This is a genomic window from Parachitinimonas caeni (genome assembly GCF_030129945.1).
GTDB classification, from domain to species: Bacteria; Pseudomonadota; Gammaproteobacteria; order Burkholderiales; family Chitinimonadaceae; genus Parachitinimonas; species Parachitinimonas caeni.
Window position 1 is genome coordinate 43,994 of record NZ_JARRAF010000001.1, and the last position, 18,125, is coordinate 62,118.

An 18,125-nucleotide genomic window follows, 5' to 3' on the forward strand; every position below is an offset into this window, starting at 1 on the left:
TCAATGCTGCTATGGCTAGCAAACTGGCTGGGCGAATCAGTTCGCACATTCAACGTTTTCAACTACATCACCTTGCGGGCGGTATTGGCAACGCTGACGTCACTGGGACTGTCGTTCCTGCTCGGCCCTTATGTGATCCGCAAGCTGACTGAACTCAAAGTCGGGCAAGCTGTACGCAGTGATGGCCCGCAAACCCATCTGGTCAAGGCTGGCACACCCACCATGGGCGGCACCCTGATCCTGCTGTCGATCGGTCTGACCACGGTGCTATGGGGCGACCTTTCCAACAAATACATCTGGGTAGTCCTGCTGGTGACCCTGTCAACCGGCATCATCGGCTTTGTCGATGACTACAAGAAGGTCGCACTGAAAAACCCGAAGGGCCTGTCGGCCAAGGCCAAATTGTTCTGGCAGTCGGTGATTGCTATTGCCGCCGGCGCCTACCTGGCCAACACCGCTACCTTGCCGGCCAATACCGAATTCATCGTGCCGTTCTTCAAGAACATTGTTTATCCGTTCGGCCCGATTGGCTTCATGTTGCTGACCTACTGCGTCATCGTCGGCACCAGCAATGCTGTCAACCTGACCGATGGTCTCGATGGCTTGGCCATCCTGCCCACCGTATTGGTCAGCAGTGCCCTGGCCATTTTTGCCTATGTGGCCGGGCATGCGGTGTTCTCGAAATACCTCGGCCTGCCGCACATCCCCGGAGCCGGTGAGCTGGTGGTGTTCTGCGCGGCAATTGCCGGCGCCGGGCTCGGCTTTCTCTGGTTCAACGCCTATCCGGCAGAAGTGTTCATGGGCGATGTCGGCGCGCTGGCGCTTGGCGCAGCACTGGGCACAGTGGCTGTGATCGTCCGGCAGGAAATCGTGCTGTTCATCATGGGCGGTGTGTTCGTGATGGAGGCGCTGTCGGTCATGATCCAGGTCGCCTCGTTCAAGCTCACGGGTAAGCGAGTGTTCCGCATGGCACCGCTGCATCACCATTTCGAGCTGAAGGGTTGGAAGGAAACCCAGGTGGTGGTTCGTTTCTGGATCATCACCATGATGCTGGTTCTGGCCGGCTTGGCCACGCTCAAACTGCGCTGACGGAGACGTAATGGAACTCAAGGGCAAGCATACGGTTGTGGTAGGTCTTGGCGCGACAGGACTGTCGGCGGCACGCTGGTTAAGCCAGCAGGGTGCCCGCGTCACCGTGGCCGACAGCCGCTCCGAGCCGCCCGGTCTGGCCGACCTGCGACGCGAGTTGCCGGAGGCGGCATTTCAGCCTGGTGCCTACGATGTGACCCGCTTCAAGTCGGCCGACCTGCTGGTTGTCAGTCCAGGCGTTGCCATGACAGACCCTGCCGTGGCCGCAGCCGTTGCCGCCGGCGTGGAAGCGATCGGCGATATCGAACTGTTTGCCCGCGCCATTCGCGGCTGGGGCAGCAAGATCATTGCCATTACCGGCTCCAACGGTAAATCGACCGTCACCACCATGGTCGGCGCCATGTGCGAAGCCGCCGGGCTAGTCACCGTGGTCGCCGGCAATATCGGCCTGCCGGTGCTGGATGCGCTGCTCAGCATCGAGCGTGGCCAGACACCCCGTCCCGACGTCTTTGTACTGGAGCTGTCGAGCTTCCAGCTGGAATCCACCATCAGCCTGGCACCGGATGCCGCCGCTGTACTCAATATCAGCGAAGACCACCTCGACCGCTACCCGTCGATGCTGCACTACGCCCAGGCCAAGGCCCGCATTTTCAACGGACTGGGTGCAATGGTGCTCAATCGGGAAGATGGCTTCTGCCGGGGCATGGCCCGCCCCGGCCGCAGCGTGTTCTGGTTTGGTCTCGACACCCCGCGCACCCCAACCGAATATGGTTTACGCCAGGCCGGCGACGATTACGAGCTGCTTTGCGGGGACTTCGTGCTGATGCTGGCCAGCGACCTGCCATTGGCTGGGCTGCACAACGCCGCCAACGCCCTGTCGGCACTCGCCCTGACCCGCGCCATCGGCCTGCCAACCCTGCCTCTGGTCAACGCCTTGCGCCAGTTCAAAGGACTGCCGCACCGGGTAGAGCGGGTCGCTGAAGTCAACGGCGTCAGCTGGTATGACGACTCGAAAGGCACCAATGTCGGCGCGACCGAAGCGGCGCTGAAAGGCATGACCCAGCCGGTGGTCCTGATTGCCGGCGGCGATGGTAAAGGCCAGGACTTCAGCCCGCTGATTGAGGCCTGTCGGGGTAAGGTGCGGTGCGTGATCCTGATCGGCCGCGATGCTCCGCGCCTGCGTGAGGTGTTGGCCCCCAGTGGCTGCACACTGATCGACGCTACCGATATGGATGCCGCCGTTGCAGCCGCCGCACATCAGGCGCAACCGGGTGATGTCGTCCTGCTCTCGCCAGCCTGTGCCAGCCTGGATATGTTCCGCAATTATGTCCACCGCGCCGAAGTCTTTATCGCTGCCGTGAAGCAGCTGGAGTCGGCCCGATGAAGATGTTCTATCAGGCATTGCGCCGTCGTCCCGCCATGGCAGGCTATGACCTTGCCCTGGTCTGGGCGGTGCTGATCCTGCTCGCTATCGGCCTGATCATGGTGTACTCGGCCTCGATTGCCGCTGCCGAGGTCGATCGCGACACCGGCTTTCGTTACAGCTACTTCCTGACACGCCATGCCGCCTTCCTGGCTGTAGCGTTGCTGGCAGGTTTTGCCGCATTCCAGATTCCAATCCGGCTTTGGCAGCAATACGCACCTTATCTATTCCTGATCGGCACCGCCTTGCTGATTCTGGTTCTGGTGCCGCATGTCGGCCGTGAAGTCAACGGCTCGAAGCGTTGGTTGAGCTTGCTTGTGGTCAACCTGCAGCCCTCAGAACTCATGAAGTTCTTTGTGGTGCTTTACGCCGCTGACTACACCGTGCGCAAAGCGGCCTACATGCACAGCCTGCTCAAAGGTTTTTTCCCGATGTTTCTGGTGATGTTGCTGACCGGCGCACTGCTACTGGCCGAGCCAGACTTCGGCGCACTGGCCGTCATCACCGCCATTGCCATGGGCACCCTGTTCCTCGGCGGTTTTGATTGGCGACTGTTTGGCGGCCTGATCATCATGCTGGTGGTGGGCTTCGTCGGACTGATCTACTCGTCCGAATACCGCTACAAACGGCTGATCGGCTTCATGAACCCGTGGGATGACCCCTACGGCAAGGGCTACCAGCTTTCACATTCGCTGATCGCTTTTGGCCGGGGCAAGTGGTTTGGCGTTGGCCTGGGCGCATCGGTCGAGAAGCTGTCCTACCTGCCTGAAGCGCATACCGATTTTCTGATGGCCATCATCGCCGAAGAGCTGGGCTTTGCTGGCGTTGCCACCGTGGTCGTGCTGTTTGGCTGGCTCACCTGGCGCGCTTTTGCCATCGGCATGCAGGCCGCCAAGCTGGAACGCTATTACGCTGCGCTGGTTGCGCAGGGTGTGGGCATCTGGCTGGGAGTGCAATCCATCATCAATATCGGCGTGAACATGGGCGTACTGCCCACCAAGGGGCTGACGCTGCCGCTGCTGTCGTTCGGTGGCTCCGGCATCATGGCCAACCTGATCGCCCTTGGCGTCCTGCTGCGAGTGGACTGGGAAAACCGCCAGCTGATGCGGGGGTACACGGTATGAAGCACCGTACCTTGCTGATCATGGCCGGTGGCACCGGTGGCCATATCTTCCCGGCGCTGGCCGTCGCCAACGCCCTGCGCGAACGCGGCTGGAAAGTCGTCTGGCTGGGTGCCCGTGGGGCGATGGAAGAAAAACTGGTGCCGCAGCATGGCATTGAATTGCTCACCCTGCCCATTGGTGGCGTGCGTGGCAAAGGCTTGTTGCGCCTGTTGACACTGCCCTTCGAACAGCTGCGGGCCTTTGTGATGGCATTGAGTGTGTACTTCGAGGTCCGCCCGGATGTCAGCATCGGCTTTGGTGGCTTCACCGGCTTCCCCGGGGGGATTGCCGCGCGCTTTCTTTGGTTGCCGCTGGTGGTCCACGAGCAGAACTCGGTAGCCGGGCTCACCAATAAAGTCTTGTCGCGCTTGGCCAATCGGGTATTGACGGCCTTCCCCAGCGCCTTCCCCAAGAAAGGTCAGCTGGTTGGAAATCCGGTGCGGCCAGAAATCGCCGCCCTGCCGGCCCCTGCCGACCGCTTTGCCGGCCGGGTCGGCCCGCTGCGGATTCTGGTGGTCGGTGGCAGTCTGGGTGCGGCAGTACTCAACGAAACCGTGCCGCAGGCACTGGCCCTGATCCCGGCCGACCAGCGGCCACTGGTCAAACATCAAGCCGGGGCCAAGCAGATCGACGCACTGCGCGGCCACTACGCTGCGGCAGGTGTTGCGGGCGAATGCCTGCCGTTTATCGACGACATGGCTGCCGCCTATGGCGAGGCCGATCTGGTGATCTGTCGTGCCGGGGCCCTGACGATTGCCGAACTGGCAGCAGCGGGCGTCGGCGCGATTCTGGTGCCTTTCCCGCATGCGGTGGATGACCACCAGACCGGCAATGCCGCCTATCTGGCCGACAACGGTGCAGCCGTGCTGGTCCCGCAACGCGAGCTGACCGTGCAATGGCTGGCCGAACGCTTGCAGCAGTACAACCGCCCGCAATTGCTGGCAATGGCCGAGGCCGCTCGCGGTCTGGCCAAACCCGATGCCACCAAGGTGGTAGCAGACATTCTCGAATCACTGGCTGATTAAAGGAAACGCTGAACAAGACCGTGTCAGAGTCTGACCCGCTTTTTCTGTGAAAGCATATGAAACATAAGGTTAAACGCATCCATTTTGTAGGCATCGGCGGCGCCGGCATGAGTGCCATCGCAGGCGTACTGCTGGATCTTGGCTTCGAGATCAGCGGCTCCGATCTGGGTGAATCCTCTGTCACCCATAGCTTGCAAACCGCTGGTGCGCGTATTCATATTGGACATGACGCCGCGCACATTGCCGGCGTGGATGTGGTCGTCACTTCGACCGCCGTCAGGGCAGACAACCCCGAAGTGCTGGCAGCGCGCAGCCGTGGCGTGCCGGTCATCCCTCGCGCCATGATGTTGGCCGAGCTGCTGCGTTTTCGCCAGGGCATCGCCGTGGCCGGTACGCACGGTAAAACCACCACCACCAGCCTGATTGCCTCGGTATTGAGTGAGGCCGGACTGGACCCGACTTATGTGATCGGCGGCAAGCTCAATACAGCAGGCACCGGCGCCAAACTGGGGCGCGGTGACTTCATCGTGGTCGAAGCCGACGAGTCCGATGCCTCCTTCCTGTTGCTGCAACCGGTGCTCGCCGTCATCACCAATATCGACGCCGACCACATGGACACCTATGGCCATGACTTCGTGCGACTGAAGCAGGCCTTCCTCGACTTCATCAGCCATCTGCCCTTCTATGGCCGGGCGATTCTGTGTATTGATGATCCGAATGTGCGCGCCATTTTGCCGATGGTGTCCAAGCCCGTTACGACCTACGGTACCAGCGCGGACGCGATGTTGCGCGCCGAAAACATCGAAGCCATGCCGGGCGGCAAGATGCGCTTCACCGCCATCTGGAAGAACGGCGAAGAAAGCCGGATGGAGATTCTGCTCAACGCCGCCGGCCACCATAACGTGCTGAACGCACTGGCCACCATTGCCGTGGCATTGGAAGTTGGCGCCGAAGAAACCGCCATCCAGGCCGCACTTGCCGGGTTTGGTGGCGTCGGTCGGCGCTTCCAGCACCACGGCGAGGCCACCTTGCCGCAGGGCGGCAAAGCGCTGGTCATTGATGACTACGGCCATCACCCGGTTGAAATGGCCGCCACATTGGCCGCCGTTCGTGGTGCCTACCCGGATCGCCGGCTGCTGCTGGCTTTCCAACCGCATCGCTATACCCGTACCCGCGACTGCTTTGAGGACTTCAGCAAGGTGCTATCCACCGTGGACGCCCTGGTTCTGACTGAAGTCTATTCTGCCGGCGAGGCGCCCATCGTGGCCGCCGATGGCCGTGCCCTGACCCGCGCCGTGCGGGTACACGCCAAAGTGGAACCGCTGTTTGTCGAAGCCCTCGGCGAACTGCCCACCGCCATTCTTGAACACGCAAAAGACGGGGATGTCATCGTCACGATGGGCGCAGGCTCCATCGGCGGCATTCCCGCCAGATTGGTTGGAAAACAATGAATCAGTACGGAAAAGTCGCCGTCATCCTGGGCGGCAACAGTGCAGAACGTGAAGTCTCTCTGATGAGTGGCGGTGGCGTGCTGGAGGCCCTGCAATCGCGCGGTGTCGATGCCCACGCCTTCGACCCGAAGGACAAACCGCTATCCGCCCTGAAAGAAGAAGGGTTCGACCGGGTATTCCTGATCCTGCACGGCCCCGGCGGCGAGGATGGCACGATTCAGGGCGCACTGGAGTTTCTGGGCGTGCCGTACACCGGCTGCGGTGTCATGGCTAGCGCACTGGGTATGGACAAGCTGCGCACCAAGCTGATCTGGCAAGCGCTTGGCCTGCCGATCCCGGCTTTCGAGCTGGTGGATGAGCACAGCGACTTTGACGCGATCGAGCAAAAGCTTGGCTTGCCGCTGTTTGTAAAGCCCGCCACCGAGGGCTCCAGCATTGGGGTGACCAAGGTCAAGACGGCTGGCGGACTCAAGGCTGCCTACGAAGAAGCCAGGAAGTACGACCGTCTGGTTCTGGCCGAAGCCTTTGTCGGCGGTGGCGAGTACACCGCACCGGTACTTGGCGATGCCGTCAATGGCTACACCGTCTTGCCGATGATCAAGATCGAGCCGGCCACCGAGTTTTACGACTATCAGGCCAAGTATTTCCGCGATGACACGGTCTACCACTGCCCCTGCGGCCTCAGCGCCGACAAGGAAGCCACCATCGCCAGCTTGGTGAAAAAGGCTTTCTGGGCCATTGGCGGGGAAAGCTGGGGCCGCGTTGATTTTCTGATGGATGAGGCCGGCAACCCCTATCTGCTGGAAGTGAATACCGCACCCGGCATGACCAGCCACAGTTTGTTCCCGATGGGAGCCAGAGCCGTCGGCATGGACTACGCCGACATCGTACTGAAGATACTCGACACCACACTGTGAGGAAAAAGCCGTGACCCCCGCCGCAGCGCTCCGCCCCATGCCAACACCAGCCAACGTCGCTGGCGCATGGCCACGCGCGCCGCAACTAGCAGCCAGTTTTGTTGGCAAACCAGCAGGCGGTTTGGAAAACAGGCTTCCACATTGCCCTGACTCAACAAGCGCTGCCCAGCACGAACATGCCGTAAAGAACAAGGGATACAGCACTGCGAGCGCCAGCGAGACCCCCTCGCGGGGCGAGGGCGGGGGGAGTGGGGTTCAATCAGGACACACGGCAGAAGCCCGACAGTTGCCTGCCTCACCAAGCTTTGCTTGGTGCGCTCCACTGGGAATGAACAGCGGACGCCACGCCACGAGCGCCAGCGAGGCCCCCTCGCAGGGCGAGGGCGAGGGGAGTGGGGTTCAATCAGGACACACGGCAGAAGCCCGCCAGTTGCCTGCCTCACCAAGCTTTGCTTGGTGCGCTCTGCGGGCCATCGCACAAGGGGAGATCAGCCGTGTGGGATAAGCCCCAGTTCCTGCTCTGGCTGGCCAACCTGCTGACCGGCTTTGCCGTCCTGCTGTTGCTGTATGCGGCTTTGTTCGTTGCCGTGCATTCGCCGCTATTCCCCGTCCGCAAGATTCAGGTTGACGGGCAACTCAGCCACATCACGCGGGAGCAGCTGCAGTATGTGATTCGCAACGAGTTGAAAGGCACGTTCTTTACGCTGGACCTCGACAAAACCCGGCAGGCTTTCGAGAAGCTACCCTGGGTCCGCCAAGTGTCGGTACGTCGTCGCTGGCCTGACCGGCTGGAAGTGACGATGGAAGAGCATGTGGCCTTGGCCCGCTGGGGTTCGGTCAGCCTGCTCAATACCTTTGGTGAGCGTTTCGACGCCGCCAGCAATGACCCCCTGCCCGTGCTGGAGGGGCCGGACGGCAGCGAGAAGGATCTGGCTGCGGGCTACATCAATTTCAAGGAGCAGCTGGCCCCGATCAAGCTGCAACCCACCCATGTCTGGCTGTCGGCGCGGCGCGCCTGGCGGCTGGAGCTGGATAAACAACTGGTACTGGAAGTAGGTCGCGATAACGCGGAAACCCGCGTCAAGAAATTTGTGCTGGCCTACCCCAACACCCTGGCAGTGATGAACCGCACTGTCGATTACGTTGATTTGCGTTACCCGAACGGCTTTGCGGTCCGCCTGCCGGACTTCGTACCACCCAAGCCGAAAAAGACAGGGTAACCGAGATGAACCGGATTGCCGGCAACGGCGCAGCAAAGAAGCTGGAGAATTGGTCGTGAGTAAACCCAAGGAAAACAAGAACCTGCTGGTTGGGCTCGATATCGGCACGTCGAAGATCGTCGCGCTGGTAGCCGAGATTCTGCCTGACGGCCGGCTCGAAATCGTCGGCCTCGGCCAGGCGCCTTCCAAGGGCCTGAAGAAGGGCGTGGTCGTCAATATCGAATCCACCGTTGGTGCCATCCAGCGCGCGTTGGAAGAAGCCGAACTGATGGCGGATTGCAAGATTCGCGAAGTGCTGACCGGCATTGCTGGCAGCCATATCCGCAGCTTCAATTCGCACGGCATGGTGGCCATCAAGGACAAGGAAGTCACCCAGGCCGATGTGGACCGGGTGATTGAAACCGCCCGTGCCGTCAACATCCCGTCCGAGCATCAGATCCTGCACATCCTGACCCAGGAATTCATCATCGATGGTCAGGAAGACGTGCGCGAGCCACTGGGCATGAGTGGCGTACGGCTGGAAGTCAAAGTACACATCGTCACGGGTGCCATCAGTGCCGCCCAGAACATCACCAAATGTGTCCGCCGTTGCGGGCTGGAGATGACCGATCTGATCCTGCAGCCGCTCGCGTCGGCGACTGCAGTTCTGTCGGAAGACGAAAAGGATCTGGGCGTCTGCCTGATCGACATCGGTGGCGGTACCACCGATATCGCCGTGTTCTCGGAAGGCGCCATCCGCCATACCGCCGTGATCCCGATCGCTGGCGACCAGATCACCAACGATATCGCGATGGCCTTGCGCACCCCCACCAAGGAAGCCGAAGACATCAAGCGCGCCCACGGCGTGGCCTTGCGTCAGCTGGCTGACCCACAACAGCTGCTGGAAGTGCCTGGTGTTGGCGATCGCGGCCCGCGTCAGCTATCGCGCCAAACCCTGGCCGAGGTGATCGAGCCTCGGGTGGAGGAGTTGTACTCGCTGGTGCAGGCTGAACTGCGCCGCTCTGGTTTCGAAGAACGCCTGTCATCGGGGATCGTCATCACCGGCGGATCGGCGCAAATGCAAGGCATGGTGGAACTGGGAGAAGAGGTCTTCCACATGCCGGTCCGGCTGGGTGTGCCGCAGTACGTGGGCGGCCTGTCGGAAGTCGTCAAGAATCCGCGCTACTCAACGGTGGTCGGCCTGCTGCTGATCGGCAAGCAGATGATGCAACGCAGCCAGATCGCCCGCCTGCAGGGCAATGGCATCGGCCACGTATTCGAGCGGATGCGGGCCTGGTTACAAGGTAATTTCTGACCCTTCTCTTCGCGCGGCCGCACCACGAGTGCGCGACGCGACAGGAGATCGGGCAGTCGCTCTTTTCAGTTTGAAGTGTGTTTTATTTCGGGCAAAGAAGTACTCATTCGGGCAAAGAGGAGAAGTGCAAATGGCTCTGTCGTTTGAAGTCATGCAAGACGTAGCCCCCGAGGCCATCATCAAGGTTATCGGCATCGGCGGGTGCGGTGGAAACGCGGTCGATCACATGATCGCCTGCAATGTTCAAGGTGTTGAGTTCATCTGCGCCAACACCGATGCTCAAGCCTTGAAGCGCAACAAGGCAACCAATCTGCTGCAGATTGGCGCCGATCTGACCAAAGGCCTTGGCGCTGGCGCCAACCCGGAAGTCGGTCGCGAAGCCGCACTGGAAGATCGCGAGCGGATTGAAGACATGATCGGCGGCGCCGACATGCTGTTCATCACCGCCGGCATGGGTGGCGGTACCGGTACGGGTGCAGCACCGGTGATTGCGCAGATCGCCCGTGAAAAAGGCATTCTGACCGTGGGCGTGGTCACCCGCCCCTTTGCCTTCGAGGGCAAGCGTCAGAAGTCTGCGCAGTCGGGCATCGACGAACTATCGAAGTATGTGGATTCGCTGATCATCATCCCCAATGACAAGCTGATGCAGGTTCTGGGTGATGATGTGTCATTCCGCGATGCCTTCAAGGCTGCCGATGATGTGTTGCGGGGTGCCGTGGCCGGTATCGCCGAGATCATCAACTGCCCCGGTCTGGTCAATGTGGACTTCGCCGACGTCAAGGCCGTTATGACCGAGATGGGCATGGCCATGATGGGTTCGGCCTTTGCGGAAGGCGCCGACCGGGCGCGGACCGCCGCCGAGCAAGCCGTTGCCAGCCCCTTGCTCGAAGACGTCTCGCTGAATGGCGCGCGCGGCATTCTGGTGAATATCACTGCCGACCACAGCTTGAAGATGCGCGAAGTCCACGAAGTCATGGAAACCGTACGCAATTACGCAGCAGAAGACGCCAAGATCATCTTCGGCACGGCTTTCGATGAGAACATGGGTGAACGCATTCGCGTAACGCTGGTCGCCACCGGTCTTGGCGCCAAGGAAACCAAGCCCCAGCAGAAAGCTTTCACGCTGGTCAAAACCGGTACGGATGATGTGGTCACCGAGACGGTCGATTACGAGGCACTGGATACCCCCGCCGTCTGGCGTGGTGGCCGCCGGGCACCCGTACTGACCGAACAGGCTCGCGGTCATTCTGCTGTCGATATGGATATCCCAGCCTTCCTGCGCAAGCAGGCCGACTGATCATGCGGCTTGCGGAACCGGCGGCATCAGCCCGACGCTGATGCCCCGGCCCGCTACGCCCGCCCGCTGTTTTAGCTATCGCGGACATAGCGAGGTTCAATCCTGCGCCTGTGACCCTTGTGGCAAAATCAGCTGTCCAAGCTTGTTGTCTGTCTACCATCCATGATCCATCAAAGAACCCTGAAATCGGCGATTCGCGCTGTCGGTGTCGGCCTGCATTCGGGCGAGAAGGTTGTACTCAAGCTCTCGCCAGCCGCAGCGGATACCGGAATTGTGTTTCGTCGCTCCGACTTGCCCGAGCCGGTGGAATTCAGGGTCGGCCCCGAACTCGTCAATGACACCCGTCTCTCCTCCACCCTGGTCAAGGATGGGGTTCGAGTCGCGACCATCGAGCATTTGATGTCCGCCTTTGCTGGCCTGGGCATCGACAATATTCGTGTGGACGTCGATGCCTCGGAGATGCCGATCATGGATGGCAGTGCAGCTCCTTTCATCTACTTGCTGCAACAGGCAGGGATCGAAGAACAACGGCCGCTCAAGCGCTTTATTCGGGTAAAACGGCCTATTGAGGTACAGGATGGCGACAAGTGGGTCCGTTTACTGCCCCACGATGGTTATAAGGTCACCCTGACGATTGAATTCAACCACCCTGCGTTTCGCAAATCAGCACAACAAGTAGCGCTGGACTTCGCCAATACCTCGTATATCAAGGAAGTGGCGCGCGCACGTACTTTCGGCTTTATCCACGAAGTCGAGTACATGCGCCTGAATGGTCTGGGCCGGGGCGGCAGTATGGAAAACGCCATCGTGCTGGATGAGTATCGGGTACTGAATAGTGATGGACTGCGCTTTGAGGATGAGTTTGTACGCCACAAGGTGCTGGATGCGATTGGAGACCTCTACATCATTGGCCATCCCTTGATTGGTGCGTTTGAAGGCTTCAAATCGGGTCACGCCATGAATAACCGGCTGCTCAGAGCCCTCTTGGCCGAGCAGGATGCCTGGGAATTTGTCACGTTCAGCCGACCGGAACAGGCGCCATCGTCCTTCCATCAGCTGCAGCCGCTGGCCATCTGAGCGGTTCGCTGTCGAAGTCGCCTCAGCGCCATTTGATCGAACAGCCGATGCTGGGTGCTTGCTCGCGAGGCCCTTCTCCCAGCATGGCAATCTGCTTCATTGCCTCAAACAGCTCCCTGCGCATACCCGGTGTTGGTGGCCGTTTGCCCGCCGCATCAAATCGCCCCCGATACTGCAGACGCATATCGTTGTTGAAGCCAAAAAAATCAGGGGTGCAGATTGCACCATACGCTTTGGCTACGGCCTGGGTTTCGTCGTAGAGGTAAGGGAAGGGGAAGTCGAGGGCCTGGGCAATGGCTTTCATATAGTCGAAAGAGTCCTCGGGGTAGAGCGAGGGATCATTCGCGCTGATGGCAACGCTCCGTACACCGTAAGCTTCCAGCTCGCGGCAGGTGACGATCAGGCGCTCACGAATCGCTTTTACAAACGGGCAGTGATTGCAGATAAACATCACCAGCGTGCCATTCTCGCCGGCAAGTGAGGTCAGCGTATGTTGCTGGCCATCGGTACCGGGCAGAATGAAATCCGGGGCGACACGCCCAATATCACAAACCGGGGTAGAAACACTGACCATCGGACTCCCGTCCTCCGTGTGGGTGGTTACCCCTTCATATTAACCCGCCCGCCTGCATTGCGCTGGCGACTGGCTTTTTTCAGGTAACACGGTATGTCGATTCCACGTTTCTACATTGATGCAGGACTTGCATCCGGCCAGCAGCTGGAGTTACCTGAAGACCTGGTCCGGCATGCTCAGGTGCTGCGGCTGGAGGCTGGTGACGCCCTGGTGCTTTTCAATGGCCATGGAGGGGAGTACCCGGCAACCGTAGAGGAGATGGGCAAGCGCAAGGTACGTGTTGCCCTGGCCGAACATTGCGCGGTCAACCGGGAGTCGCCGTTCGCGCTCACTTTGATCCAGGCCCTCTCGGCCTCCGATCGCATGGACTACACCATGCAGAAAGCCGCAGAATGTGGCGCACGTTGCGTTCAGCCGATCTGGTCGGAATATTGCTCGGTCAAATTGCATGGCGAACGGGCTGACAAGCGTCTGCAGCATTGGCAGCAGGTGGCCGTATCGGCTTGCGAACAATGCGGCCGGACGGCCGTGCCGGTCATCAAGCCTCTGCAGAAGTTTGATGACGCCATCGTCAATGCAGACCCCTGCGGTTTGCGTCTACTGCTATCCCCAATGGGTGCGCGCAAGCTTGATCAGCTCCCGCCAACGGCCAGTGGCGCAACGGTGCTGATTGGTCCAGAGGGCGGCTTCAGTGCGGCAGAAGAGCAAAGAGCGATTGATGCGGGCTTCACGCCCTTATGGCTCGGCCCTCGCCTGTTCAGAACTGAAACCGTAGCGCCGGTCATCTCGGCACTGCTACAGGCACGCTACGGAGATCTGTGCTGAGTCGCGGGTCAGCGTCGGCGCTTAAGCCAGAGGGGTAGTTGATGAACCGCCAGACCCGCCAGGATCACCAGCGACCCCTGCCAGACATGCGGCTCAACGCTCTCACCATTCAGCACATGCCCCAGCCAAAGCGCCGTCACGGGAGTAATCAGCGTAATCAGCGCAACATGGCTGGTCGGTAGCCGCTGGATCAGCAGGAAGTACAGGCTCATGGCCAACACCGATCCAACAGAAGCCAGATAGACCACGGCCCAGATGCCGCGTGCCGATACGGCTTGTGGCAATTGGCGATCAAACAACAACCAGACCAGCCCGCTACCCACAGCAGAAACCAGCAAAGCCCCAGCCGCTGTCGCCATTGGCGGTACTTCACTGCCGTATTTTTTGGTCAGCACCGCCCCTAACGCTTGCAGTACCACACCGGCCAACACCGCCAGAATCGCCAACACCCCGCCATGCCCGATCGATAGACGGCCAGAAAAGATCAGCCATAGGCCCAGCAGGGCTAAGCCAATGCCGACAAGCTCCCCACGCCCAGGACGCTCCCCAACGATCAGGCTGGCCAATAACGCCGTCACCAAGGGTGACAGGCCATAAAGTACCGCAATCAAGCCAGATGACACGCTCTGTGCAGCCCAATACGTGCATAGCATGGAGCTGACCATCGCCCCGCCGGCAATCAGATAGTTGCGCCAGGCAGCCCGCCCCATTGGAAACGACCGCCCAAGCAGGAACAAGGCCAGCACGGCAAACAGCGTACCTAACGCCATTCTTCCGACCAGCGCACTCATGAAGGACATTCCCCCGACACTCCAGCTAATCGCCAGTGCCGTGGTAGACCATATAAACACCACTGCCGGATAAGCAAGGCTGGTTGGCATCAGAGACGTTTTTCCAGAATGACGGTTTCAGCCAGAAACTGCAGTTCCTGACGACGCTCGCCGGTATCCACAAAACCCATGCGATACCAGAACGGAAAGGCCGGCAAATTGGTGGCGATGACCCCGGCACGTATCCATTCCATACCGGGCCAATCGCGCACCAGGGCTTCAATCTGCTGGTAGATCTGGCGCCCAACCCCTCGGCCTTGCCAGGATTCCACCACTAGCAGCAGACCGATGGTGCTCTGCTCGGGATAACGCCAGCCACGCAGGATCTGGCAAAACCCTATAACTTCCTGCTCACAATAAATGATGAAGTTGAAGGCATCCGCCAGGGTAAAACCTTGGGGCAAATTATCCAGACCAAACCAGCCGCAGACTTCTGCCTGATCAGGCAGACGACCCTCTGTCAGCCGCCAATAGGCAGGCGTTGATCGGCACACCGTCATGACATCCGAAATATCATCAGCAGTTGGGGTGAACACCCGCTTCCACTGCAAAGTTACATCCATAGTCTTCTCAAAAACCAAACCGGCCAAGCAAAGCTTGGCCGGCGTATTCAGTGCATTCCTAGGCTCCCGGCTCTATACCGCCAGATCCACATGCTGTTTGGAAAAGATGGCTACAGCGTGCCATAGGAATGCAAACCCGACAGGAACATATTGACGCCAAGGAATGCAAAAGTCGTGACCAGCAAGCCAAGCACCGCCCACCATGCCAGCACATTGCCACGCCAGCCCTTCACCAGACGCAAGTGCAACCAGACTGCGTAATTGAGCCAGACAATCAAGGCCCAGGTTTCCTTAGGGTCCCACGACCAGTACCCACCCCAGGCGTCAGCAGCCCACATCGCACCTAACACCGTCGCAATGGTAAAGAACAGGAAGCCGACGGCAATCGCCCGATACATGACCTCACCCAGCAGATCGTAGCTAGGTAAGCGGCTGGCCAGAATGCCACGAGACACCAGCAGCTGCGCCACTCCAAGCATCGCAGCCAGCGAGAAGGCGCCATAGCCGACAAAGTTGGCAGGGACGTGAATCTTCATCCACCAGGATTGCAGTGCCGGGATCAAAGGCTGTATTTCATGCGCTCTCCGATCAAAGCTGTACCAAAGGATGAAACCAACTGCCGCCGTAATGATCGGCAAAACAAAAGCGCCCATACGACGAGTGGCGAACTTCTGTTCGTAGTACAGATACATCAGCGCTGTGATCAGACAGAACAGGATGAATACTTCATACAGATTTGAGACCGGAATATGGCCGACATCGGCACCAATCAAATAACTCTCATACCAGCGAACCAGCTTTGCCACCAGCGCTGCAGCCGCTGCAGACCATGTCAGACCCGTCCCCACCAGATCAGCCGTCGCTGAACGGGTCGCCAGTCCCAGCCAATACAACAAGGTGGCCAACACAAACAGCACACACATCCACATCACGGCCGACTGACTGGCAAGCAGGTACTTCAACCAGAAAACCTGACCTGCTCTGGCCAAATCCCCTTGATAGAGCTGGGTGGCACCGAGCGCCAGCAGCCCGCACACGACCATGAACTGGCGTGCAGGCCGCCAGAAACAACCAAAGGCCACCACCGCGATGCCACTACCGAGCAGGATGGCCTGTTCGTAGTAGTCCATCTTGGTACCGAGCTTCTGCCAAGCCAGCACCATTACCACGAGCACCAGCAACCCAAAGACAATGTCCGAAGCGCGAATGGACCACCCTTGGGCCTCGACCCCGACATCCAACGTAGTTGAGGAATCCTGTTGCATTGCAATCACTCCTGAGCTGACGCGGCATCCAGCACTTTGGCCAGGCCGGTCCGATACTTTTCAAATTCCCGATCCAACTCGCTGTTGCGCCGATTGGAACTGATAGCCAATAAAGCCCGCTCTGTCGTCAGATGTAGCCATATGCGACTTTCCCGGATGTAAAACATGCAGAATACCCCGCAGATCATCATCAAGGCAGCCAAGTAAATCAAGGATTTGCCGGGCTCTCGCGTCAGTTGCAAACCACTCGCTTTGACTTCTTCAAACCCAACGGGCTGCAGATAAACCGGCACGCCATAATCAAAACTGGCAGATATCGCCACCAAGCCATCCATCAGGAAGCGGGAACGATCCTCGTCAAGCGGCCGGAATGGCAGCTCAGCCCGTTCGTCTGCCAAAGCCAAGGCTTCAGCAGCAGCGCCCTGCAAGATCTTGATATACGTTTCAGCGACTGTCTTGCGTTTATCTTCAGGCACTTTGGCCTTTAGGAAACGATCAAGTTCAGCAAACCCACCTTCCGCAAATCGTTGCAAAACCCAGACAACTGATCGCTCAAAGTCCGCCGCCGAGCTGGCGCTGATAGCACCGCCTGCGCGCGCCTTGACGCCGGCGCGTCGAGCAATTTCCGGGTAAGCCGCAGCATCGAGCATGACTGCTCGCAAACGCATGAAACCATCAATCTTCATGCTCTCATCCAACGGCCATCTTACAAAACCAAATGGCTGTGCCACCTCGGTCCGCACCCCTGACAACAGGTAAAACCGCCCATCAAGCTGGGCTGGGGACATATAGTTCAGAAATTCCCTGGCTTGTCCTTGCGTATCCCGCAACTTGAACTGAATGGAAGGCCCCATATTCCGTGTCCGCCTTTCAGCCTTGACGGAGCGGACATCGGCCAAAATCCCCGTGATACCTTCTTTATTTACAGCCTTGGCCTCATCCATTGTCTCGATATTAAATGGCCTAAACTCACCCAACTCCAGAGTATATTTATCTTTGCCAATTTGATACGGCTGACTATTTAAAGATGTGGTGTTAACCAAATGCGGCCGCGCTGCGGGATCAAATAAATTCCAGGCCATCAATTCAAGCTTCGACCCGCCATCTCCAAAACTTGCCTGATAAATTGCAATGCCATTAACAACCAGAGGGTGATTCACTGAAACCGTTGCCTTGGTCAATTTACCGGTAGCCTTTTCAGTCACCGTAATGTCACTCGCAAATAGCTTTGGCTGCCCTGTTGAGTAATGTTCAACCTGGAATTTATTTAGCTTGATCGAGAAAGGTAACTCCTGAACAAAATACCCAGAACCACTATTGATAAAAATAACATCTACTTCCGCATTGGTGGGGACCGTGACATTGCCACGGAAAGCAAGATTATTTGGCGCTAGCCGACTGGCAGCAGGAATCTTGCTCTGAGGTAAATCGCGAGTCTCTGCAACCTTGGTGCCAAACAATTGCTGCCAGCGCAGAACCGGATTACCGTCCAGCATGAAACCTAATCCACACAGAACAATCGAACTGTGGGCAAGCAAATAGCCGAGCTTATGCTTGCTGCCACGCTTTGCAGCAAACATCAGCCCATCTTCCCGCTGCAGAACTTTTACCTGATATCCAGATCCTTGCAAGCTCGCCAATATGCGAGCCTTTATCGGCTCCATTGCACCAGATACAGGAAACTCTGCGTGGTGGGCCATAGCCCTTAATGATTTAAGACTGGCACTATCCCGGTAACTGCGCATATCACGCAAAATCCCCGGCAAATGTCGATAGATACAAAAAGCTGTCGAGACAACCACGAACCCTAGAATAAATAGAAACCAGGTTGAATGGTAGACATCATACAAGCCAAGAATTTCAAAAAATACCGCCCAGAATGGGCCTAATTCGAATACATAATTGCTATAGGGTTCGTTCTGTTTGAGTACAGTTCCGATAATCGATGCAATCGCCAAAACTACCAGCAGACTGATTGCAAACCGCATGGAGGACAGTAGCTCGTACAGTACCCGCAAAACTGAATGACGACGCACAGTTTTATTACCTTAAAGCAGCCGGGGAATACCCCGAAAAACAAATCGGGGTGGCCTTGGCCACCCCGATTTGCAC

General features: G+C 58.7%; 16 protein-coding genes. 11 read left to right on the plus strand and 5 right to left on the minus strand.

The genetic code is table 11. The annotated features are described in order from the left end of the window. Positions 1–3 precede the first annotated feature (3 nt). From mraY to lpxC, 10 genes are all read left to right on the plus strand, one after another. Positions 4–1,089, plus strand: a complete 1,086-nt coding sequence (mraY, locus tag PZA18_RS00180; RefSeq protein WP_284098748.1) for a phospho-N-acetylmuramoyl-pentapeptide-transferase — start codon at positions 4–6, stop codon at positions 1,087–1,089. A gap of 10 nt (positions 1,090–1,099) precedes the next feature. After that, positions 1,100–2,473, plus strand: coding sequence for a UDP-N-acetylmuramoyl-L-alanine--D-glutamate ligase (gene murD / locus PZA18_RS00185; protein ID WP_284098749.1), 1,374 nt, complete (start codon positions 1,100–1,102; stop codon positions 2,471–2,473). Then, complete coding sequence (gene ftsW, locus PZA18_RS00190) at positions 2,470–3,636, plus strand: putative lipid II flippase FtsW (RefSeq protein ID WP_284098750.1); 1,167 nt, start codon at positions 2,470–2,472, stop codon at positions 3,634–3,636. The genes murD and ftsW overlap by 4 nt, the downstream gene beginning before the upstream one ends. After that, positions 3,633–4,700, plus strand: coding sequence for an undecaprenyldiphospho-muramoylpentapeptide beta-N-acetylglucosaminyltransferase (gene murG, locus PZA18_RS00195; RefSeq protein ID WP_284098751.1), 1,068 nt, complete (start codon positions 3,633–3,635; stop codon positions 4,698–4,700). The genes ftsW and murG overlap by 4 nt, the downstream gene beginning before the upstream one ends. 56 nt (positions 4,701–4,756) lie before the next feature. Continuing rightward, entirely contained in the window at positions 4,757–6,151 is a 1,395-nt protein-coding gene (gene murC, locus PZA18_RS00200) for a UDP-N-acetylmuramate--L-alanine ligase (RefSeq protein WP_284098752.1), read from the plus strand. Next, positions 6,148–7,068: a D-alanine--D-alanine ligase gene (locus tag PZA18_RS00205; protein ID WP_284098753.1), complete on the plus strand. Its 921-nt coding sequence runs from the start codon at positions 6,148–6,150 to the stop codon at positions 7,066–7,068. The genes murC and PZA18_RS00205 overlap by 4 nt, the downstream gene beginning before the upstream one ends. Before the next feature lie 494 nt (positions 7,069–7,562). After that, positions 7,563–8,288 carry a cell division protein FtsQ/DivIB gene (locus tag PZA18_RS00210; protein WP_284098754.1) on the plus strand — a complete coding sequence of 242 codons (726 nt, stop codon included), beginning with the start codon at positions 7,563–7,565 and terminating at the stop codon, positions 8,286–8,288. Positions 8,289–8,343: 55 nt separating this feature from the next. After that, the gene (gene ftsA / locus PZA18_RS00215) at positions 8,344–9,582 is read left to right on the plus strand and encodes a cell division protein FtsA (RefSeq protein WP_284098755.1); all 1,239 of its coding nucleotides are present in this window, start codon (positions 8,344–8,346) and stop codon (positions 9,580–9,582) included. Positions 9,583–9,712: 130 nt separating this feature from the next. Beyond that, a complete protein-coding gene (gene ftsZ, locus PZA18_RS00220; RefSeq protein ID WP_284098756.1) occupies positions 9,713–10,879 on the plus strand; it encodes a cell division protein FtsZ in 1,167 nt (388 codons plus the stop codon). Between the two features lie 165 nt (positions 10,880–11,044). Then, the gene (lpxC, locus tag PZA18_RS00225) at positions 11,045–11,956 is read left to right on the plus strand and encodes a UDP-3-O-acyl-N-acetylglucosamine deacetylase (protein WP_308447317.1); all 912 of its coding nucleotides are present in this window, start codon (positions 11,045–11,047) and stop codon (positions 11,954–11,956) included. Positions 11,957–11,978: 22 nt separating this feature from the next. On the opposite strand, the gene PZA18_RS00230 is transcribed toward lpxC, so the two are convergent. Next, positions 11,979–12,530 (minus strand): thioredoxin family protein, encoded by a 552-nt coding sequence (locus PZA18_RS00230; protein WP_284098758.1) that lies wholly within the window; start codon positions 12,528–12,530, stop codon positions 11,979–11,981. 93 nt (positions 12,531–12,623) lie between these two features. Here PZA18_RS00230 and PZA18_RS00235 point away from each other — a divergent pair, with 93 nt between their 5' ends. After that, entirely contained in the window at positions 12,624–13,355 is a 732-nt protein-coding gene (locus PZA18_RS00235; protein ID WP_284098759.1) for a 16S rRNA (uracil(1498)-N(3))-methyltransferase, read from the plus strand. 8 nt (positions 13,356–13,363) lie between these two features. On the opposite strand, the gene PZA18_RS00240 is transcribed toward PZA18_RS00235, so the two are convergent. The 4 genes from PZA18_RS00240 to PZA18_RS00255 all read right to left on the minus strand — a co-directional run bounded on the left by PZA18_RS00240 (position 13,364) and on the right by PZA18_RS00255 (position 18,001). Further along, positions 13,364–14,236 (minus strand): DMT family transporter, encoded by an 873-nt coding sequence (locus tag PZA18_RS00240; protein ID WP_284098760.1) that lies wholly within the window; start codon positions 14,234–14,236, stop codon positions 13,364–13,366. Then, a complete protein-coding gene (locus PZA18_RS00245; RefSeq protein ID WP_284098761.1) occupies positions 14,236–14,748 on the minus strand; it encodes a GNAT family N-acetyltransferase in 513 nt (170 codons plus the stop codon). The genes PZA18_RS00240 and PZA18_RS00245 overlap by 1 nt, the downstream gene beginning before the upstream one ends. A gap of 110 nt (positions 14,749–14,858) precedes the next feature. Next, positions 14,859–16,013: a c-type cytochrome biogenesis protein CcsB gene (gene ccsB / locus PZA18_RS00250; protein ID WP_284098762.1), complete on the minus strand. Its 1,155-nt coding sequence runs from the start codon at positions 16,011–16,013 to the stop codon at positions 14,859–14,861. A gap of 5 nt (positions 16,014–16,018) precedes the next feature. After that, positions 16,019–18,001 (minus strand): cytochrome c biogenesis protein ResB, encoded by a 1,983-nt coding sequence (locus PZA18_RS00255; RefSeq protein WP_284098763.1) that lies wholly within the window; start codon positions 17,999–18,001, stop codon positions 16,019–16,021. Positions 18,002–18,125: the final 124 nt, after the last annotated feature.

Bases quoted from the DNA above. Each gene is read 5' to 3' on its own strand.
- mraY (WP_284098748.1), top strand. From the start codon at position 4: ATGCTGCTATGGCTAGCAAACTGGCTGGGCGAATCAGTTCGCACATTC.
- murD (WP_284098749.1), top strand. From the start codon at position 1,100: ATGGAACTCAAGGGCAAGCATACGGTTGTGGTAGGTCTTGGCGCGACA.
- ftsW (WP_284098750.1), top strand. From the start codon at position 2,470: ATGAAGATGTTCTATCAGGCATTGCGCCGTCGTCCCGCCATGGCAGGC.
- murG (WP_284098751.1), top strand. From the start codon at position 3,633: ATGAAGCACCGTACCTTGCTGATCATGGCCGGTGGCACCGGTGGCCAT.
- murC (WP_284098752.1), top strand. From the start codon at position 4,757: ATGAAACATAAGGTTAAACGCATCCATTTTGTAGGCATCGGCGGCGCC.
- PZA18_RS00205 (WP_284098753.1), top strand. From the start codon at position 6,148: ATGAATCAGTACGGAAAAGTCGCCGTCATCCTGGGCGGCAACAGTGCA.
- ftsZ (WP_284098756.1), top strand. From the start codon at position 9,713: ATGGCTCTGTCGTTTGAAGTCATGCAAGACGTAGCCCCCGAGGCCATC.
- PZA18_RS00230 (WP_284098758.1), bottom strand. From the start codon at position 12,530: ATGGTCAGTGTTTCTACCCCGGTTTGTGATATTGGGCGTGTCGCCCCG.
- PZA18_RS00235 (WP_284098759.1), top strand. From the start codon at position 12,624: ATGTCGATTCCACGTTTCTACATTGATGCAGGACTTGCATCCGGCCAG.
- PZA18_RS00240 (WP_284098760.1), bottom strand. From the start codon at position 14,236: ATGCCAACCAGCCTTGCTTATCCGGCAGTGGTGTTTATATGGTCTACC.
- PZA18_RS00245 (WP_284098761.1), bottom strand. From the start codon at position 14,748: ATGGATGTAACTTTGCAGTGGAAGCGGGTGTTCACCCCAACTGCTGAT.
- ccsB (WP_284098762.1), bottom strand. From the start codon at position 16,013: ATGCAACAGGATTCCTCAACTACGTTGGATGTCGGGGTCGAGGCCCAA.
- PZA18_RS00255 (WP_284098763.1), bottom strand. From the start codon at position 18,001: ATGCGGTTTGCAATCAGTCTGCTGGTAGTTTTGGCGATTGCATCGATT.